17 protein-coding genes and 3 tRNA genes are annotated in these 18,265 nt (G+C 33.6%); 6 read left to right on the plus strand and 14 right to left on the minus strand.

All coding sequences use genetic code 11. The features are described 5' to 3' along the window. Window positions 1-24: 24 nt before the first annotated feature. From Q0663_RS01840 to Q0663_RS01855, 4 genes are all read right to left on the minus strand, one after another. Window positions 25-351 carry a hypothetical protein gene (locus tag Q0663_RS01840; RefSeq protein WP_299005444.1) on the minus strand — a complete coding sequence of 109 codons (327 nt, stop codon included), beginning with the start codon at window positions 349-351 and terminating at the stop codon, window positions 25-27. A gap of 413 nt (window positions 352-764) precedes the next feature. Beyond that, window positions 765-2,621: a glutamine--fructose-6-phosphate transaminase (isomerizing) gene (gene glmS, locus Q0663_RS01845; protein WP_299005447.1), complete on the minus strand. Its 1,857-nt coding sequence runs from the start codon at window positions 2,619-2,621 to the stop codon at window positions 765-767. 9 nt (window positions 2,622-2,630) lie between these two features. Continuing rightward, complete coding sequence (locus Q0663_RS01850; RefSeq protein WP_299005450.1) at window positions 2,631-4,313, minus strand: DUF4270 family protein; 1,683 nt, start codon at window positions 4,311-4,313, stop codon at window positions 2,631-2,633. Continuing rightward, window positions 4,313-5,128 (minus strand): glycogen/starch synthase, encoded by an 816-nt coding sequence (locus tag Q0663_RS01855; protein ID WP_299005453.1) that lies wholly within the window; start codon window positions 5,126-5,128, stop codon window positions 4,313-4,315. The genes Q0663_RS01850 and Q0663_RS01855 overlap by 1 nt, the downstream gene beginning before the upstream one ends. Before the next feature lie 96 nt (window positions 5,129-5,224). On the opposite strand from Q0663_RS01855, the gene panC reads away from it, so the two are divergent. The 4 genes from panC (at window position 5,225) to radA (ending at window position 8,861) form a co-directional block, all read left to right on the plus strand. Next, window positions 5,225-6,073, plus strand: coding sequence for a pantoate--beta-alanine ligase (panC, locus tag Q0663_RS01860; protein ID WP_299005456.1), 849 nt, complete (start codon window positions 5,225-5,227; stop codon window positions 6,071-6,073). An 88-nt stretch (window positions 6,074-6,161) separates the two neighbouring features. Further along, window positions 6,162-6,512: an aspartate 1-decarboxylase gene (gene panD, locus Q0663_RS01865; RefSeq protein ID WP_028891458.1), complete on the plus strand. Its 351-nt coding sequence runs from the start codon at window positions 6,162-6,164 to the stop codon at window positions 6,510-6,512. 1 nt (window position 6,513) lies between these two features. Then, the gene (locus tag Q0663_RS01870; RefSeq protein WP_299005462.1) at window positions 6,514-7,464 is read left to right on the plus strand and encodes a lysylphosphatidylglycerol synthase transmembrane domain-containing protein; all 951 of its coding nucleotides are present in this window, start codon (window positions 6,514-6,516) and stop codon (window positions 7,462-7,464) included. Window positions 7,465-7,499: 35 nt separating this feature from the next. Next, on the plus strand, window positions 7,500-8,861 hold the full coding sequence (gene radA, locus Q0663_RS01875) for a DNA repair protein RadA (RefSeq protein WP_299005464.1): 1,362 nt from the start codon (window positions 7,500-7,502) through the stop codon (window positions 8,859-8,861). Between the two features lie 146 nt (window positions 8,862-9,007). Here the strand turns inward: radA and Q0663_RS01880 are convergent, their stop codons facing one another. The 10 genes from Q0663_RS01880 to Q0663_RS01925 form a co-directional block, all read right to left on the minus strand. Further along, a complete protein-coding gene (locus Q0663_RS01880) occupies window positions 9,008-11,197 on the minus strand; it encodes a transglycosylase domain-containing protein (RefSeq protein ID WP_299005467.1) in 2,190 nt (729 codons plus the stop codon). Between the two features lie 88 nt (window positions 11,198-11,285). Beyond that, on the minus strand, window positions 11,286-11,921 hold the full coding sequence (locus tag Q0663_RS01885) for a hypothetical protein (RefSeq protein WP_299005471.1): 636 nt from the start codon (window positions 11,919-11,921) through the stop codon (window positions 11,286-11,288). Window positions 11,922-12,065: 144 nt separating this feature from the next. Next, complete coding sequence (gene arsM / locus Q0663_RS01890; protein ID WP_299005473.1) at window positions 12,066-13,034, minus strand: arsenosugar biosynthesis arsenite methyltransferase ArsM; 969 nt, start codon at window positions 13,032-13,034, stop codon at window positions 12,066-12,068. A gap of 91 nt (window positions 13,035-13,125) precedes the next feature. After that, window positions 13,126-13,971 (minus strand): purine-nucleoside phosphorylase, encoded by an 846-nt coding sequence (locus Q0663_RS01895; RefSeq protein ID WP_299005476.1) that lies wholly within the window; start codon window positions 13,969-13,971, stop codon window positions 13,126-13,128. Between the two features lie 128 nt (window positions 13,972-14,099). Continuing rightward, window positions 14,100-14,717 carry a TIGR04282 family arsenosugar biosynthesis glycosyltransferase gene (locus Q0663_RS01900; RefSeq protein ID WP_299005480.1) on the minus strand — a complete coding sequence of 206 codons (618 nt, stop codon included), beginning with the start codon at window positions 14,715-14,717 and terminating at the stop codon, window positions 14,100-14,102. A gap of 32 nt (window positions 14,718-14,749) precedes the next feature. Beyond that, entirely contained in the window at window positions 14,750-15,802 is a 1,053-nt protein-coding gene (arsS, locus tag Q0663_RS01905) for an arsenosugar biosynthesis radical SAM (seleno)protein ArsS (protein ID WP_299005483.1), read from the minus strand. A gap of 2 nt (window positions 15,803-15,804) precedes the next feature. Beyond that, on the minus strand, window positions 15,805-16,140 hold the full coding sequence (locus Q0663_RS01910) for an arsenosugar biosynthesis-associated peroxidase-like protein (protein WP_299005486.1): 336 nt from the start codon (window positions 16,138-16,140) through the stop codon (window positions 15,805-15,807). A gap of 106 nt (window positions 16,141-16,246) precedes the next feature. Further along, window positions 16,247-16,332, minus strand: a tRNA-Leu gene (locus Q0663_RS01915). Between the two features lie 61 nt (window positions 16,333-16,393). Further along, window positions 16,394-16,482 (minus strand) — tRNA-Leu (locus Q0663_RS01920). A gap of 22 nt (window positions 16,483-16,504) precedes the next feature. Further along, window positions 16,505-16,576: transfer RNA gene (locus Q0663_RS01925), tRNA-Gly, on the minus strand. A gap of 172 nt (window positions 16,577-16,748) precedes the next feature. Between Q0663_RS01925 and cyoE the strand changes: the two genes are divergently transcribed. After that, entirely contained in the window at window positions 16,749-17,651 is a 903-nt protein-coding gene (cyoE, locus tag Q0663_RS01930) for a heme o synthase (protein ID WP_299006320.1), read from the plus strand. Then, the gene (locus tag Q0663_RS01935) at window positions 17,651-18,235 is read left to right on the plus strand and encodes a cytochrome c oxidase subunit 3 (RefSeq protein ID WP_299005488.1); all 585 of its coding nucleotides are present in this window, start codon (window positions 17,651-17,653) and stop codon (window positions 18,233-18,235) included. Before cyoE ends, Q0663_RS01935 begins: the two co-directional genes overlap by 1 nt. The last annotated feature ends 30 nt before the right edge of the window (window positions 18,236-18,265 follow it).

The following is an 18,265-nucleotide window of genomic DNA, read 5'->3' on the forward strand; positions in this document are numbered from 1 at the left end:
AGAATAAAATAATTATATAAGGTGTTATTTACTATTATTAATAGTTAAAGGCATTTTATAAATATGGTTCTTAACTGTTAATTCTTTATTTATTAGTTTGTAATTTAATCTGCTTTTTACATAGTGACAAACTTGTTCAGTATCACAATTAACATTCAAAATAACTATTTCTCCGTTTTTGTTTATTAAAAACTCAACGGTAGTCTTTACTTCTTTTTCGAGAACAAAATTGGGATTGCCCAATAGTTCAACGATTCTTGTTCTAATTTGTTCCTTAGCAGGGTTTTCGTTTGCAGAAAATGCCGAAGTGCTCATTAAGCTTACGAATACTAATACAAATAACTTTTTCATTTTTTAGAGATTTAGAGTTTGTTAAAATTTGTTGCTGTAAAAGTACTGTTAATGAGTTGTTTGAGTATTGTATTGTTGGTTAATAAAAGATTGTTTTAAGGTAAAAGAATGAGTAACGATTGGTTAGTTAACATAGAGTTAATATTGATAATATTTATCTTTTTTATTGATTTTATTTCTTGTTTTTCAATCAATAATTTGTTTTTTATTTAAGATGCTAATTTTATTTAGAAAAATTAAGAAAAATTAAGAAAAATTAAGAAAAATTAATATTTCTAAGAGTTAGTTTTAGGTTATAACTTTCTTGAAAACTCCTTTTTACTCGATGTTTTTTATGATAATTCTTTGCGAAAAGACATAAAAAAATCCTGATAAAACTCTCAGGATTTGTATTTTGAATAAAAATCGATTTATTATTCTACAGTAACCGATTTTGCTAAATTTCTAGGTTGATCTACGTTTTTACCTAACATTACAGCTATATGATATGATAATAACTGTAACGGAATCGTAGTTAATAAAGGAGTAAAAGCTTCTTCAGTATCAGGAATTTCAATTACGTGATCTGCAATTTCTTTAACCGTTTCATCACCTTCAGTAACAATCGCTACAATTTTACCACTTCTCGATTTAATTTCTTGAATGTTACTTACTACCTTTTCATAATGACCTCTACTAGTAGCGATTACAAAAACAGGCATGTTTTCATCAATTAAAGCGATAGGTCCATGTTTCATTTCTGCAGCAGGATATCCTTCAGCATGGATATAAGAAATCTCTTTTAGTTTTAAAGCTCCTTCTAAAGCAACAGGGAAGTTAAAACCTCTACCTAAATATAAACAGTTTTTAGCGTCTTTATAAACAGAAGCTATTTCTTTTACTTGAGCATCAATTTTCAATAAATTTTCTACTTGAGCAGGAATTTGTTGCATCGTTTGCAAGTAGTTGTTTACAGCTGATGTAGATAAAGTTCCTTTAGCTTGCGCTAACTTTAAAGCTATTAAAGAAAGCACTGTTATTTGTGTTGTAAATGCTTTTGTAGAAGCTACTCCAATTTCTGGCCCAGCATGCGTATAAGCTCCAGCATGTGTTTCTCTGGCAATAGACGAACCTACTACGTTACATACTCCAAATACAAAAGCTCCTTTAGATTTTGCTAATTTAATAGCAGCTAAAGTATCAGCAGTTTCTCCTGATTGTGAAATAGCAATTACCACATCATTTGGAGTTATAATTGGGTTACGATATCTAAATTCAGAAGCATATTCTACTTCAACAGGAATACGAGCCATATCTTCAAAAAGATATTCTCCAACCAATCCTGCATGCCAAGAGGTACCACAAGCTACGATAATAATTCTGTCTGCATTTAAAAATTTAGACATGTTATCATCAACACCAGCCATTCGAATAATTCCCTCATTAGCTAGCATTCTACCTCTATACGTGTCGATAATTGCTTTAGGTTGTTCGTAAATTTCTTTCAACATAAAATGGTCGTAGCCACCTTTTTCAATCTGCTCTAAACTTAATTGAAGCTCTTGAATATTAACATCAATCTCTTTATCGTTTTCAATCTTACGAACTTTAATGCCCTTATCTTTTTTAATAATAGCTAACTCACCATCTTCAAGGTAAATAGCATCTTTGGTATATTCAATAAAAGGAGAAGCATCAGAAGCTACAAAAAACTCTTCGTTGTTTTTTCCAACACCTATAGCAATAGGGCTGCCCAAACGGGCTACGACTAACTCGTTCGGTTTAGTTTTGTCAAAAACAGCAATAGCATAAGCTCCAATAACATTCGTCAGGGCTATTTGAACAGCTTTACCTAGTTTGCAACCTTCACTTTTTTTAACTTCTTCAATAAGGTTTACTAAAACCTCTGTATCTGTATCACTTTCAAACTCATAACCTCTAGAGATTAATTCTTTTTTAATAGTATCGTAGTTCTCAATAATACCATTATGCACAATAACTAAATCTCCTGATTGAGAAAAATGAGGGTGTGAATTTACGTCATTAGGTACACCATGAGTTGCCCAACGCGTGTGTCCTATTCCTATTTTTCCAAATTTTCGTTCCTCTTCTCTGTTGGTAATAACCTCTAGGTCAGAAACTTTTCCTTTGGTTTTAGATAAGTGCATCGTTTCTCCGTCATACATCATGATACCAGCACTGTCATAACCTCTATACTCTAAACGCTTTAATCCATTGATAACGATAGGGTAAGCATCTCTATGTCCTATATAACCTGCGATTCCACACATAGCAATTTCTTATTTTTCTTTTGAATATGATATTTTTAAAACAGCTCTTTTGGTTCCGTTAGCAGCTTCGTCGCCATTTAATAATGTCACGGCTCTAGGGTTCCAATTGTATGTTTTAACGTTTGTGTTAACTTCTCCTGTACTATTTGCAGTAGGAAAATCTGTAGGATTGTAAACTTTCAACACTAATGGTTCGGCTGTGAAATTATCTTCACCAGCTAATAAATTAGTAATATAGTTAGTAATTCTAAAAGTATATTTTTCAGGAGTATCATCGTTTATTAAGGTCAAACTTCCTCCAAACGTACCTGTTTCAGTATAAGTATCTGAAATATGGGTAGGAGAAATTTCTCCTGCACCGTTGTCTTTATTCTGATACAAGAATAATTGCTGAGGTGTGGTGCTTTTATTGTTGTTAATGCTTTGGTTAACATAAAATGTTAGTGAGGCATCATTAATTAATAAGTAAGAGTTACTTTTTAAAATGTTCATTCTATAGTTAGATAATTTTTTAAGTTCGTCTAGGCTTAAAAAATTATTGTTATCAACATCGTAATCGTTTAAGTTATCATCAAAGTCCCCATTAAATTGTTGAGTCAGCTCAGGCTTACTTAGGTCTAAACCTAATATTTTAACTTCTGCCATACTACCTGCTGTTCCTTGAATTAAAAAATTGTTTGCAGGAGCAGCTGAAGTAGCGTCCGTCATTTTATAAACACTGTTTCTTACTCCAGAAAGAGGGAAACTAAACACTTCTTTAGCAGTATTCTTTATTGTTGTGCCATCAACGTCAGACCTAGTGTATAAGAAATCTACAGATGGAACTGGATTTGCAGAGGTCAAATTAAGCGGAACTATAGATCCGTCATTTCCTGTAGCAATTATTTTAATCCCTCTAAAGTAATTGTCAAAAGCCTCTTTAGAAGCGAACTTTCCACTTTGAAATTCATCCCAAAATAAGGTTTTCATTGTAGTTAGATCTAAAGGAATAGCTAAAAACGGAACATTCAAATCTTGTGAGTTTGTAGCCCTGATTGTATCTTTATACGTTGTTGTATTTGTTAACGAGATAGATCTATCAATTCTATCAAAAATAAATACCGTATCTGTGGCTTTAGGCTTTAACTCATATATGCCACCATCTTCGTTTAACACTACGTTTCCTGCGTATTCATCATCAGAGAAGTACGTGTTCTTTTTAGACGGATCGTTAGGGTTTAACGTGTTTAGGTATGTTTCGTTTTGTAATACTTGAATAGAAGTAGCTACGTTAGGGGCTCCTAAAATAGAGTCTAGCCTAAAAGTTGTTACATTATCAGTAGTACCTGTAGAAGTTGCTTGATAAGGAATTTTTAAGATAACCTTTTCAAGGTTAAAAACAGTTGTGTCTGTATTCTTATTGTTTGGATTTTCAATAAAACCTAGCTGAGAAACGATAGAAGCTTCAATCTTTTTTGCATTAGGGTTGTTGTAAACTCCAAGCCAATAATTACTAATAGTAGCGTTAATATTATCAGCTTGAACTTTTTGAATATCTAAAGGAGTGATTTCAACATCTAATAAAATTTCTCCTGTTTCAAATTTATCATTTGTAACGACATTTGTTCCTACTTCGCTAAAATCTTTCTCACACGATGTAAAAGCTGCAAAACATAACAGACTAATACCTAGTACACCAATTTTTCTAATCATTATTCGCTTAATTCTAAAACGTTTTCTTTGTAAAATTCTAAATATGCTTCGGTTAAAGTTTCTTCTGATTGGAAATCTAGCACTTTAGTATTGCTGTTTTCAATAAAAGCTTCAATTTCGTCTGGTAAAACTTCACTACCTTTTATAACAGCATCTGAGTTTTCAATAGCGCTTTTTAAAATATTTAAATGACTTGGCGTTTGGATGGTTGCTACTTTTGATTCTTCAATCTTATCAAAACGAACCTTGTTTGCCATCTCTTTATTTAAATCTTCAATGTCACTATTGTAAAGCGAAGTTACAATCTTACTTTCTGCAAACAAAGGTTCTTCTTTATAATATTCTCTTAAATATAGAGGTAATAAAGATGCCATCCATCCATGAACATGAATAATATCAGGAGCCCAGTTTAGTTTTTTAACGGTTTCAACTACACCTTTAGCGAAGAAAATCATACGCTCATCGTTATCTTCAAAAAGCTTATCGTCTTCGTCAGAATAAACTGCTTTACGCTTAAAATATTCATCATTGTCAATAAAGTATACTTGCATTCTTTCTTTAGGAATGGATGCAACCTTAATTATTAAAGGCATATCCATGTCGTTAATAATTAGGTTCATACCTGATAGACGAATAACTTCGTGTAATTGATGCCTTCGCTCATTAATCACCCCAAATCGAGGCATGAAAATACGGGTTTGAATTCCTTTAGAATGTGCATTTTTAGCAACGTTAAATGCGGTAGACGATAATTCTGTTTCTGGTAAATATGGTGTTACCTCTGATGAAACATATAAAATTCTCTTATCCTTCATTAAATCGGTCTCTTTTATTGAAGGTGCAAAAATACGAAAATTAATGCAAAAATCGTGTTAAATTGCTAATTTTGCATGCATTTCAATTAAATAACAATGAAAATTTTCACAAGAAAATCTGAAATAAAAGAGTTTTTATCATCTCAAAAAAAGGATAAAAAATCAATCGGGTTTGTTCCAACTATGGGGGCTCTTCATCAAGGGCATTTATCGCTTATTAGAAGAGCAAAAAAGAAGAATGATATTGCAGTAGTTAGTGTTTTTGTAAATCCTACACAGTTTGATAATAAAGAAGACTTAGATAAATATCCCAAGACTTATGAAAGTGATGTAGAGTTGTTAACGTCTGCTAATTGTGATGTGTTATTCTTTCCTTCAGTAGAAGAAATATATGCCGAAAATATTACATCAGAAAAGTTTGATTTTGATGGGCTAGAACATCAAATGGAGGGGAGGTTTAGAGATGGTCATTTTGATGGTGTTGGAACAATAGTAAAAACATTGTTTGAAATTGTAGAACCAGACACTGCTTATTTTGGTGAAAAAGATTTTCAGCAATTGCAAATTATTAAAAAGTTAGTAGAAAAATATAACTTACCAGTAAAAATTAAAGGAAGACCAATTTTTAGAGAAGATGATGGGTTGGCTATGAGTTCTCGAAATACGAGATTAACAAAAGAATACCGTGAAGCTGCACCATTTATTTATAAAACATTAAAAAAAGCAAAAAAGAAATTTGGAGTAAAAGATCCAAAAAAGTTAACAAAATGGGTGAAAAAACAATTTAAAAATCATCCGTTACTTGAATTAGAATATTTTACCATTGCAGATGAAAAAACATTGCAAACGGTAACAGAGATTAAAGAAAATATGAAGTATCGTGCATTTATAGCTGTTTACGCTGGAGACATTCGCTTGATAGATAATATTGGTTTAAAGAGTTAACGTTTGAGCTTAAGGATGAGCTTTGTAATAATGTTAAAATCATCAAAAAACAATCTAGTATTCATTAAAAAACAATTATTTTTGCAGTATGTTAGTACAAGTAGTAAAATCTAAAATACACCGTGTTAAAGTAACCAACGCGGATTTAAATTATATAGGAAGTATCACCATTGATGAAGATTTAATGGATGCTGCTGGAATTATTGAAGGTGAGCGTGTTCAAATTGTAAACAACAATAATGGTGAGCGTTTAGAAACGTACGCAATTCCAGGACCAAGAAAGAGTGGTGAAATTACTTTGAATGGAGCAGCAGCGCGTAGAGTTCAAAAAGGAGATGTACTTATCTTAATTGTATATGCTTTTATGGAGTTAGAAGAAGCCAAAAAGTTTAAACCACAATTAGTATTTCCTAACGAAGAAAACAACTTGCTAGAATAGTTTGAGTATATCAGTAAAGAAAATCACAAAAATACTATTACCTCTCATTTTGGGAGGTTTTTTAGTTTGGTATTCATTGTCAAAAATTTCAATTGAAACCTTAGTACAATATTTTAAAGATGCTAATTACGGATGGATAGCTTTAGGGCTGTTTTTTGGGGTTTTAAGTCACTTGTCCCGAGCATACCGCTGGAAGTTTTTACTAGAACCTATGGGGTATAAACCAGATTTTGGTAATAGTACTATGGCTGTGTTAGTAGCGTATTTGGTAAATTATGCAGTTCCTAGGGCAGGAGAGGTGTCACGTGCAGCGGTAATGACAAATTACGAGGATATTCCGTTTGAAAAAGGTTTTGGTACCATCGTTGCCGAAAGAATGGCAGATTTGCTAATGATGCTTAGTATAATAGCCATTACATTATTTGTTCAGTTTGATTTTATTTACCAATTACTGACTAAAAATTTCGACCCAACTAAAATAATACTCCTTTTAGCACTCTTAGTTGTAGTTTTTGTTGTATTTACTCGTTCAGTAAAAAAAGCAGAATCGGGTATTGGTTTGAAAATTAAAAATTTTGCAGTAGGACTGGTAGAAGGTGTTACTAGTATTTTTAAGATGAAAAACAAGTGGGCGTTCATTTTTCATACCGTGTTTATTTGGGTAATGTATATACTAATGTTTTGGGCAACTATACCAGCAATTGAAGGGTTACAAGTTCCATTAGGTGGTGTTTTAATCGGGTTTATCGCTGGTGGATTTGCGATTGCGGCGACTAATGGAGGGATAGGATTGTATCCTGTTGCCGTAGCTGGAGCTTTGGCTTTATTTGGAATTGCAGAAGAACCTGCAACAGCCTTTGGTTGGATTATGTGGACAGCTCAAACACTTATGATTATTGTCTTTGGAGGGTTGGCATTTTTGTTCTTACCTATCTACAATAAAAACAAATAGTTTTCTTTTCTTTGTAAGTAAATCTTACAAATCGAATGGCAAAAACCAAAACAACTTTTTTCTGTCAAAACTGTGGAGCGAAACACGCGCAATGGGTTGGGCAATGCGGCTCTTGTAAACAATGGAATACTATTGTTGAAGAAGTCATTCAAAAAGAAGAAAAAAGAAATTGGAAATCGCCATCAAACTCACAAAAAAGAATAGCGAAACCTTTACGAGTTGAAGATATTCAACTGAATCCAGAAGAGCGTTTTGGTACTAAAAATCAAGAACTAGACACTGTTTTAGGTGGTGGATTGGTGAAAGGAGCGGTAGTGTTATTAGGTGGAGAACCAGGTATTGGTAAATCTACCCTGTTGTTACAAATTGCCTTACAAATTCCACAAAAAGTACTCTATGTTTCTGGGGAAGAAAGTCAGTCACAGATAAAAATGCGTGCTGAACGTATCGAAGGAAAAAATCCTAACTGTTTAATTCTTACGGAAACCAATACACAACAGATTTTTAAAAATATAGAAGAGGTACAACCTGACGTATTGGTGATAGATTCTATCCAAACTTTACATACGGATACAATTGAAGCGTCACCAGGAAGTATTTCCCAAATACGAGAAACTTCCGCAGAATTGATAAAATTTGCAAAAGAAACGGCAACTCCAGTTTTGTTGATTGGACATATTAATAAAGAAGGACATATTGCGGGGCCTAAGATTTTAGAACACATGGTGGATGTAGTGTTGCAATTTGAAGGAGATCGAAATCATACCTACCGTATTTTACGCTCACAAAAAAACCGTTTTGGTTCTACGGCTGAACTAGGGATTTATGAAATGTTATCAGACGGATTACGAGAAGTATCGAACCCTTCAGAAATCTTAATCTCTAAAAAAGATGCTGATTTAAGTGGAACTGCGATTGCTTCCACGTTAGAAGGAATTCGTCCGTTAATGATAGAAATTCAAGCCTTAGTTTCAACAGCGGTTTATGGAACTCCACAACGAACTACCACGGGGTACAATCTAAAACGCTTGCACATGATTTTAGCGGTGTTAGAAAAACGTGCGGGATTCAAATTAGGAGCGAAAGATGTGTTTTTAAATGTAACAGGTGGGATTCATGTAGACGATCCAGCAATAGATTTAGCGGTGGTAGCAGCAATTTTATCATCAAATCAAGATTTAGCCATCAATCCAGATGTGTGTTTTGCTGCTGAGGTTGGTTTAGCAGGCGAGATTCGCCCTGTTTCTAAAATAGATCAACGAATTACCGAAGCTGAAAAATTAGGCTATAAAACCTTTGTAACTTCAAAATACAATAAGATTACCAGTAAAAATTATTCTATAAAGCTTATTTTAGTTAGTAAGATTGAAGAAGCTTTTGCTACCTTGTTTGCTTAAATTAATGTAAATGTGAGTTAGCTTGTTAAAATGTCACGTCGAGTGATTCCGATATTGTATCGGAATTTTATCGAGACGTCATTAGTTGGTTCTCGATACATCTTCCTTCGGTCGATACTCGAACTGACAGCGTTTTTTACATGAAATTAATCTTCCTTTTTCTTTCCAAAAAGTCTGTTGAAAAACCCTTTAATTCCTTTTTCTCTGTATGGAGGACAGTCGATTGAGGAAGATATTTCTTCTGGTATATCAAAAGAGGTTAAGTATTTTTCCTTTAGTTCAGGATTGTTTTCAATTTCTTTTAAAATGTTCGCAACAATTGGTAGGGCTAAAGAAGATCCAGAACCATTTCCGCTAGTAAAATGTACATCGTTTTTAGAGGTCCCAACCCAGGTTCCGAGAACAATATTCGGTGTATACGCCATAAACCAAGCGTTGGTATAGTTTTGAGCGGTACCTGTTTTACTTGCTAACGGACTTTTAATTTTATACCTATTTCTTATGCTAGCACCTGTTCCTTGTTCTACAGCTTGCTGTAAAATGGTGGTTAGGGTTTGTGTACTTTCTTCTGTAAATACTCTTTCGGGTTTTTGCACTTCGCTTTCATAAATGATATTTCCTTCTTTATCGGTAATTTTATGAATCATGTACAAATCATTCATTTCACCATTATTGGCAAAGGCACCGTAAGCTCTTGTAGTTTCAAAAAGTGATAAATCTAAAGTTCCTAAAGCGATGGAAGGTGCATCTTCAGTAACTTCTGGGAACAATAATTTTTCACAAGTGTCAATCAACCATTCTTTTTCTAGTTTAAAATATAGATTTACACTAGGGATATTCATAGATTTTATCAACGCATACCACATGGCAACTTTTTTATCAGGAGTTGAGCTATGGTCGGCATTTTTTGGTTCCCAATTATCGTATTCAGGGTAGGTTTTTTCTTCGTTTTCAAAGTAATCACACGGAGAAATTCCATTTTCCAACGCTGTAGCATATAAAAACGGTTTAAAGGCTGAGGCTATTTGACGGTGCGATAACACCATATCAAAAGGAAGTGTGTTAAAATTATTTCCGCCTACCCAACTAATCACTGCTCCGTTTTTCGGATTCGTAACCAAAACAGAAGCATTTAGCATTTTATCATAATACCAAAGACTATCAATTTTATTACCAGTAATGGTTTTTGTACTGTCCCAATCAAATAGTTGAATAGTTCTCTTTTGTTTATCCTTTTCTGTGAATTGTTGCTTCTTTAGCCATCTATTTTTTAGCCTGTTTGAAGCTAATTCTTTGTCTAACTGTTGTTGTTTAATGATTAGTTGTTCCTTCGCAGATTTCTCCGCAATTTTTTGAATCTCATAATTCAGCGTTGTATGAATTTTTAAACCGTCTGTTTCTAAATCATAGTCGCTGTTAGAAGTCTCATTAATGGTTTTTATAAGCTCCGAAGCTTTTTTCTTTACTTGATAGGTAAAATAACCAGCTGTTGTGTTTATATCGAGGTTATGATAGTTGAGCGTAATAGGTAGTTTTTGTAAACTGTCCGTAACTTTATTGCTTAAATAGGCTTCGCTATTCATTAACTGTAGCACCGTATTACGACGTTTTTTAGCATTTTCTGGATTCAATCTTGGATTGTAATACGTGTTAGCTTTTAACATCCCTACAAGTACCGCTGATTCTTCGATGTTTAATTTGTTGACTGATTTGTTAAAAAATCGATTAGCAGCCGATTCTACACCGAAATTATTTTCGGCAAACGGAACAGAGTTTAAATACAATAACAAGATTTCATCTTTGCTGTATAATTTCTCCATACGACTAGCAATGATGAGTTCTTTAATTTTATTGATAGGCATGCTCAAAAAACCGTGATACTGCCTTCCGTAGAGGTTTTTAATTAGTTGTTGGGTAATGGTGCTTCCACCACCTCCAGAGGCATCTTGTAGTAAAATACTTCTAAAGAAAACACGTGCATAGCTTTGACCGTCGTAGCCATTATGTGAGTAAAATCGTTTATCTTCTGTAGCTATTAAAGCTTCTTTTAAATGATTTGGAATTTGTTCTAGTTGAACATTAGTTCTATTCTCAGCAAATACTTTACCTATTATCACCTCGTCTGATGAATAAATTAAAGAAGCTTCTTCGTTGATGATGGATGTTAATTCTTCTTTGTTAGGGAGTTTACCAAAGACCTCAAAATACACTAAGGAGAATAATGCCACAACAGAAATAACACCAAAAAGAATGAGTCCTGTTATGGATTTTAATAAAAGGGTTAATTTCTTATTTCCTTTAAGTTGAAGTTGTATTTCTTTGAGTGTTTTCATCATACTAAAAACGAATGCTAGTTATTAAAATTGTGAAGTTAAAAAACGAGATCTGTTAATTTTTTAGGAGTTATAATTTTTGGTACACAGATTAAAGATTACTTTTTTGAGCTAAATCTTTATAAAAAGCAAAACTTTTAACGATTCTCTTAATTTCCCAGTCCAGCGTAATTTCTAATCGTGTATCGCAATCATACAGTTTTCTGTTTAATTCGTTATAACATTTAGAGGATAGATTTACTAATGATTCTAATTCACTCCAATAAACATCTTTTGCATTATTATTTGGGTCGTAATGAGCGTATAAATTATCTCTTAAACTTACAATTTTTTCTATTGTTTTTGCTTCATTTCTTATTTGTTGTTCCAAATAATTAATTGTTTCGATAATGTCAGTTTTACTGTTTAAACTGCTTCCAGAATTAGTTTTTTTTTGAAGTTGATTTTGAAGTTGATCGTCATAACCTTCATTTCTCAATTTATTAAATAATTTGTGAACGTTTCTTTTTTGGTTTGCTCTAATATCAAAAATTTTACAAAGTTGAATAATTACTATAAACTTTAGTTGGTAGGTATGGTGATTGAAAAAACCTTGGTTTTTTATGTTTTTTTCAGAATCAGAGCCTTCTTCTTTTATGAGGTATTTGGCATTGTTAAGTGAAATATTTAAGTCAACTATTATTTTAAGTAAATCTTCTAGCCAAATATTTAATTCTTGTAGTTTCATCTTTCTTTTCTTTCCATAACGATTAAAACATTCTTCGTTTTAATGATGTGTATCCATATTACAGCGAAGTTATCAAAAAGAAAATAAGAGCCAAATAAAAAAGCAACCTCATTTGAGATTGCTTTACTAGTTTTTTGCTTGTTTCTAACAACATCCACCACCATCGTAATGATAGGTAGATTCTGATAAAAATATATCGTCTCTTCCCAACGCTTTTAAATCCGCGGCTGTTTTATCACAGATAGCTAACGGTTGGTTTTTTAATAAGGTGTGTCCTGCTCCGTCATCAAAATAATCTTCATCACCAAAGTAAATGGCAGCTTTACCTGTAAATACACATGGACCATCAGCAGGCATAGGATCTTTAATCGCTGCTACTTCAATCGATTCGATATAAATCAATTCATCCGTCGGATAATTCTTAGGATCTAAAATTCTGTACGGTTTACGCGCTCTAATTTCAATGGTTCCAAAACCAGCGTCGGTTAACATTTTAACATATTCAGCAATAGGTAAACTTCCGCTTAAACACAAGGCGCGCAAGCGCTGATCGTTACGTAAGGTTTCGTTCATTGGTTGCTCACAGGTAGGATCACTCATTACCAAACGTCCGTGAGGTTTCAATACGCGATACATTTCAGCAATGGCTTTTTTCAGTTCTTCAGCTTTAAAAATGTTGAATAAACAGTTTTGAGCAGCTACATCAATCGAATTATCTTCTACAGGTAAATGTAACGCATCACCTTTGCGTAAATCGACAAACTCACTTTTAAACCAATCGTTTTGTGCTTCTGCTTCAACGAAATTCTTTTTTGAAGCTTCTAACATTTCATCTACCACATCAATTCCAATCACGCCGTTTTTCTGACGTGAGAAATACGCAAATTGCAGCAATTCCATTCCGCCACCCACACCTACATATAATATTTTAGGATTGTTGGTTAAATCGCGTGCATGTACTGTGGAACCACATCCGTAGTTCATTTCTTGCATAATTTTCGGAATTTTTAATCCTGGCAACTCCCAAATAGGGTTTGTTGTACAGCACAAACCAACATCTGGAGTTAAGGCTGCTTCTTTATATACATTTTTGGTGGTTTCTAAGTAACTCATGTATTGTTGGGTTCTTGGAGTTTTCGATTTTTAGATAATTAGAATTTGAGAACTTGAAATCCGTTATCTAAAAATCTAACTATCTAGTAATCTAACTATCTAAATTTATAATTAATTCTTTAAAAAGCGTAATCATTTTTGGTTCTGCTTTTCCAGCAACTTCAATGATTTCGGTAATATTTACAGGTTGTAAATTTTTAGGGTCGCACTCATCGGTTAATACCGAAACAGCTGCACACGGAATGTTGAGTTGTTTTGCTACGATTACTTCAGGTACGGTACTCATTCCTACCGCATCTACTTCTAAAATTTGTAACATTCTGTACTCTGCTCTGGTTTCCAATTGCGGACCTACAACACTTGCATATACTCCTTCTTTCAGGTCTATGTCGTTAGCTTTAGCGATTGCTTTCATTTTTGTATTCAATTTTTTAGAATACGGTTCTAGCATATCGGCAAAAATATTTCCGAAGGCATTAGCTCCTTTAAAGGCTAGGGGAGAACCTCCTTGTAAATTCAAGTGATCTTCCAATAGCATTAAGTCTCCTTTTTTGTAAGAAAGGTTGATAGCGCCTGCAGCATTAGAAACCAACAACGTTTGAATACCTAACGCATGCATGGTTCTGATACCATAAGTAACTTCCCATAAATTATACCCTTCATACATATGAAAACGCCCAGACATAACAACTACTTTTTTACCTGATAAAGTTCCGTAAATTAACTTTCCAGAGTGAAATTCTACCGTTGCTTGTGGAAAGTGGGGAATGTCTGCATAGGAAACTTCTTGCTCAATAGTTATTTCATTGATTAATTTTCCTAACCCTGTTCCTAAAACAATTCCTATTTCTGGGTTGGTAATTCCTTTATGTTGAAGAAACTCTTGTGTTTCTTGTAGTTGTTGTTGTTGTTGTTGTTGTTGTTGTTGTTGTTGCATTTTAATATCGTGTTTGTCATTGCGAGCCTTTCGACTGTCGCTCAAGACAGGCTAAAGCAAAGCAATCTTTAAGTTATGACTTCGAGATAGGCAGATTACTTCGTTCGTATACTCCCTCGTAATGACGGTTAGTTTAAAAATTGATTGAATACTGGGTTGTTTTTGATGTCGTCAAAAACATCTACATCATTTAAGGTTTCCAACAAATGTACTGATTCGTTTTGTAAATCGTTCAACGTATCTTTTCTAACAGTTGAGGTTCCCCAGTCTTTATTTTGAAAAATGTTTGCATGAAGTTTTTTCATGCCTAATAGGTAATAACCGCCATCTTCAGCAGGACCCATAACGACATCGTTTGCGTTGAGTTTTTCAAAAGCTTTATTGATGTGTTCGGAAGTTAAATCAGGTAAATCGCTACCAATAATTACAACTTTTTCATATCCAGTAGAAAAAGCTTGTTGAAAAGCATTGTGCATTCGTATACCTAAGTCGTTTCCATCTTGCAGGTGCTTTTGATATGTGGTGGCATTCCAAATATCATTTTCACGAACTTTTACGGAATAATAAACGGCTTTGTCACAAGATAAATTTTGAGTGACTTGTTTTGTGTGTTCTAATAAGAATTTATAAATATCTAACGCAGCTTCGTTTCCAATTGTTTTAGCTAAACGCGTTTTTACTTTACCTAACTCAGGGTTTCTGGTGAAAATTAAAAGAAGATTTTTTGACTTAGGCAGTAAAGACATATTGTTTGTAAAGGTGTTTCGAAATTAATGTGTTATGCTACAGTTCCTTGGCAGCTACTTCCTGCACCAGCAGTACAGCCATAACAGTGTTGATTGATAATAATATCTCTATTTTGTAACAATGCTTCGTTGTATTCAGAAATGTGTTGGGATTTACTGGCTACTTTTAGGTTTAGCATCTGGTTGAAATCACAATCGTATAAATACCCATCCCAACTTACAGATAAGGTATTAGTACACATTACATTTTCTACCGCCATAGGATTGTAGGCTTCTACTAACGAATACATATAGTCTTCATAGTTTTCAGAAGCAATTAAATAGTCTAAAAATCGGCTAATAGGCAAGTTGGTAATGGCAAATAAACTGTTGAATGAGATTCCGAAATCTTCATATAATACTTTCTTGAAATCAGCTTCTAAAGCTGCTTGATCTCCTGGTAAGAAAGCTCCTGACGGATTGTAGACTAAATCTAGTTGTAAACTAGTTCCTTCAATACCATAACCCACAGCATTTAGCATTTTTAAAGCTTCAATAGATTTATCGAAAACACCATCACCACGTTGTTTGTCGGTTTTTCCACGTGTCCAATGTGGCATAGAAGAGACAACATGTATATTATGTTTCTTGAAGAACTCAGGTAAGTCGTAATATTTTTTATTCGCTCTAATGATGGTTAGGTTAGAGCGAACAATAAAATCTTTAATTCCTGCTTTGGAAGCTTCTTCTACAAACCATCGAAAATTAGGATTCATTTCAGGAGCACCTCCTGTTAAGTCTAAGGTGTGTGCTTCCGTTTTTCGAATAACCTCTAAACATTGCTCCATGGTTTCTATAGTCATAATTTCTTTTCGATCAGGACCTGCATCTACATGACAATGTGCACAAACTTGATTACACATGTACCCTAAATTAATTTGAAGAATTTCTAATTTTTTAGGACGTAATGGAAACTGATAGGTTTCTTTTATTTTTTTTGCAAACGTAGGTAATTCGCCATCAGCAAAAATTCCGTTTGATAAGATTTCAAGCTGACGTTGCGTGTTTGCTAAATCGTTATTTCTTGCTAAAAGTGATTTCTTCATACTTACATTTCTAGTTTGTTCACTTTGTTCATCATTTGAACACCGTGTACTAAAGTAGCACCACTTTTAATAGCAGCTCCTACATGAATGGCTTCCATCATTTCTTCTTTAGTGATACCGCGTTGCAATCCGTCTTTTGTATACGCATCAATACAATAAGGGCATTGCTCAGTATGTGCAACAGCCAAGGCGATTAAGCTCTTTTCGCGTGCGGTTAAGGCGCCTTCTTCAAAGACTTTTCCGTAGTATTCGAAAAACTTGTTTCCTAATTCTTCACTCCAATTAGTAATTTTACCAAACTTGCGTAAGTCGGCAGGATCGTAATATGTTTTTGACATGTATTTTATTTTCGAGGTTAGACGAGACGTTTATTGATACTTTACAAGCAATATTATGAAAAGTATAGATACAAAAAAAGCCTTAACAAATTTGTTAAGGCTTTTGTACTGAAGGCGGGACTTGAACCCGCACGGGCATTACGGCCCATTGGATTTTAAGTCCAACGTGTCTACCAATTCCACCACTTCAGCGTATGTGCTTTGTTAATGACTACTTTTAAAATGAAACCTCACTCATACAAGTGAGGTTTCTTGGTACTGAAGGCGGGACTTGAACCCGCACGAGCATTACGGCTCATTGGATTTTAAGTCCAACGTGTCTACCAATTCCACCACTTCAGCATACTCTTTGTAAAAAGGATTGAGCGAAAGACGGGATTTGAACCCGCGACCCTCACCTTGGCAAGGTGATGCTCTACCCCTGAGCTACTTTCGCGTAGTCATTTATTATTTTAATGAACGTGCATTGCTTTGAATGCGGGTGCAAATATAAAACCTTTTTTTTAATTACAAAGCAGTTTTTAATTTTTTTCAATTTTAATTCCAATAAAAATTTATGGTGGTTCAATAAGAATGGAATATCTTTGCAAAAATTTTTAAAATTAGAAGTGAATTCTGTTTCATCTGTACATACTAAACCCTCTGTAAAATCAATAGTTAAAGACTTTAAACAATTAACTAAAGTTGGATTATCTATAAGTGTAGTTTTTACATCGGTTACAGGATATTTATTAGGAGCAGAAACAATTGATTTTACTACTATAATATTATTAGCCTTAGGAGGCTACTTAATGGTAGGGGCATCTAATGCTTTTAATCAGGTGATAGAAAAGGATATTGATGCGGTAATGCAGCGTACAAAGAATCGTCCGTTACCTTCTGGAAGAATGTCTTCAACCATAGCATTAATTATAGCGACTCTTTTTACGATAGCAGGTATAGCAATTTTATATATCATTGATCCGAAATGTGCTTTATTTGGGGCGATTTCTATCTTTTTATATACAAGTGCTTACACACCATTAAAAGCAGTAACACCTTTAGCAGTATTTGTAGGGGCAATTCCTGGAGCAATTCCTTTTATGCTAGGGTGGGTAGCAGCAACGGGTAAATTTGGTGTTGAAGCTGGGTTCTTATTTATGATTCAGTTTTTTTGGCAGTTTCCTCATTTTTGGGCTATTGGTTGGTTACAGTTTGAAGAATATAACAAGGCAGGCTTGCACATGTTGCCAATGGATAAAAAAGACAAAGGCGCTGTGGTGCAAATTATTTTTTATACCTGCATAATGATTTTAATGTCAATTGCACCTGTGTTAAAAGTAACAGGAGATTTATATATACATCCGTTAACAGCAGTAATTATTCTATTATTAGGATTGTTAATGTTGTATTACGCAATACAATTATATAAAACAGAAAAAAACACAGATGCACGTAAATTGATGTTGGCAAGTGTTTTTTATATTACAATAGTACCCATTATATATGTGGTAGATAAATTTTTACACTAATGAGTGAACAATCGTTACAAGAAGAATTAAAAGTAGCTAAACGTAAATCGGCTAAACCAATGCTATGGATTTCCATGGTAAGTATGGTAATGTTTTTTGCAGGATTAACCAGTGCTTACGTAGTAAGTATGAATCGTGAAGATTGGGTTACCTTCGATTTACCACAGGCATTTTACATTAGTACCGTGTTAATTGTACTAAGTAGTATTGCATTATATTTTTCTCAAAACTTATTGAAAAAAGACAATATTAAAGGTTCTTTCATTTTATTATTAGTTACATTAACACTAGGCTTAGGTTTTGTATGGTATCAATGGATAGGGTTCAATGAATTAAAAAATACAGGTCTGTACTTTACAGGACCTGAAAGTACAGTATCAACATCGTTTATAATAGGAATAACATTTATGCACGTTTTGCACCTGTTAGCAGGGGTTCTCGTGTTATTGGTTGTTATTTATAATCATTTTAAAAAGAAGTATACATCAAGCAATATGCTTGGATTTGAACTAGGTGCAATCTTTTGGCATTTTGTAGATGTATTGTGGATTTACCTATTTTTCTTTTTCTATTTTATTAGATGATGAAAAATGCGTAATTTTGGCGCACTGATT

The organism is uncultured Tenacibaculum sp., from assembly GCF_947504135.1.
Lineage (GTDB): Bacteria > Bacteroidota > Bacteroidia > Flavobacteriales > Flavobacteriaceae > Polaribacter.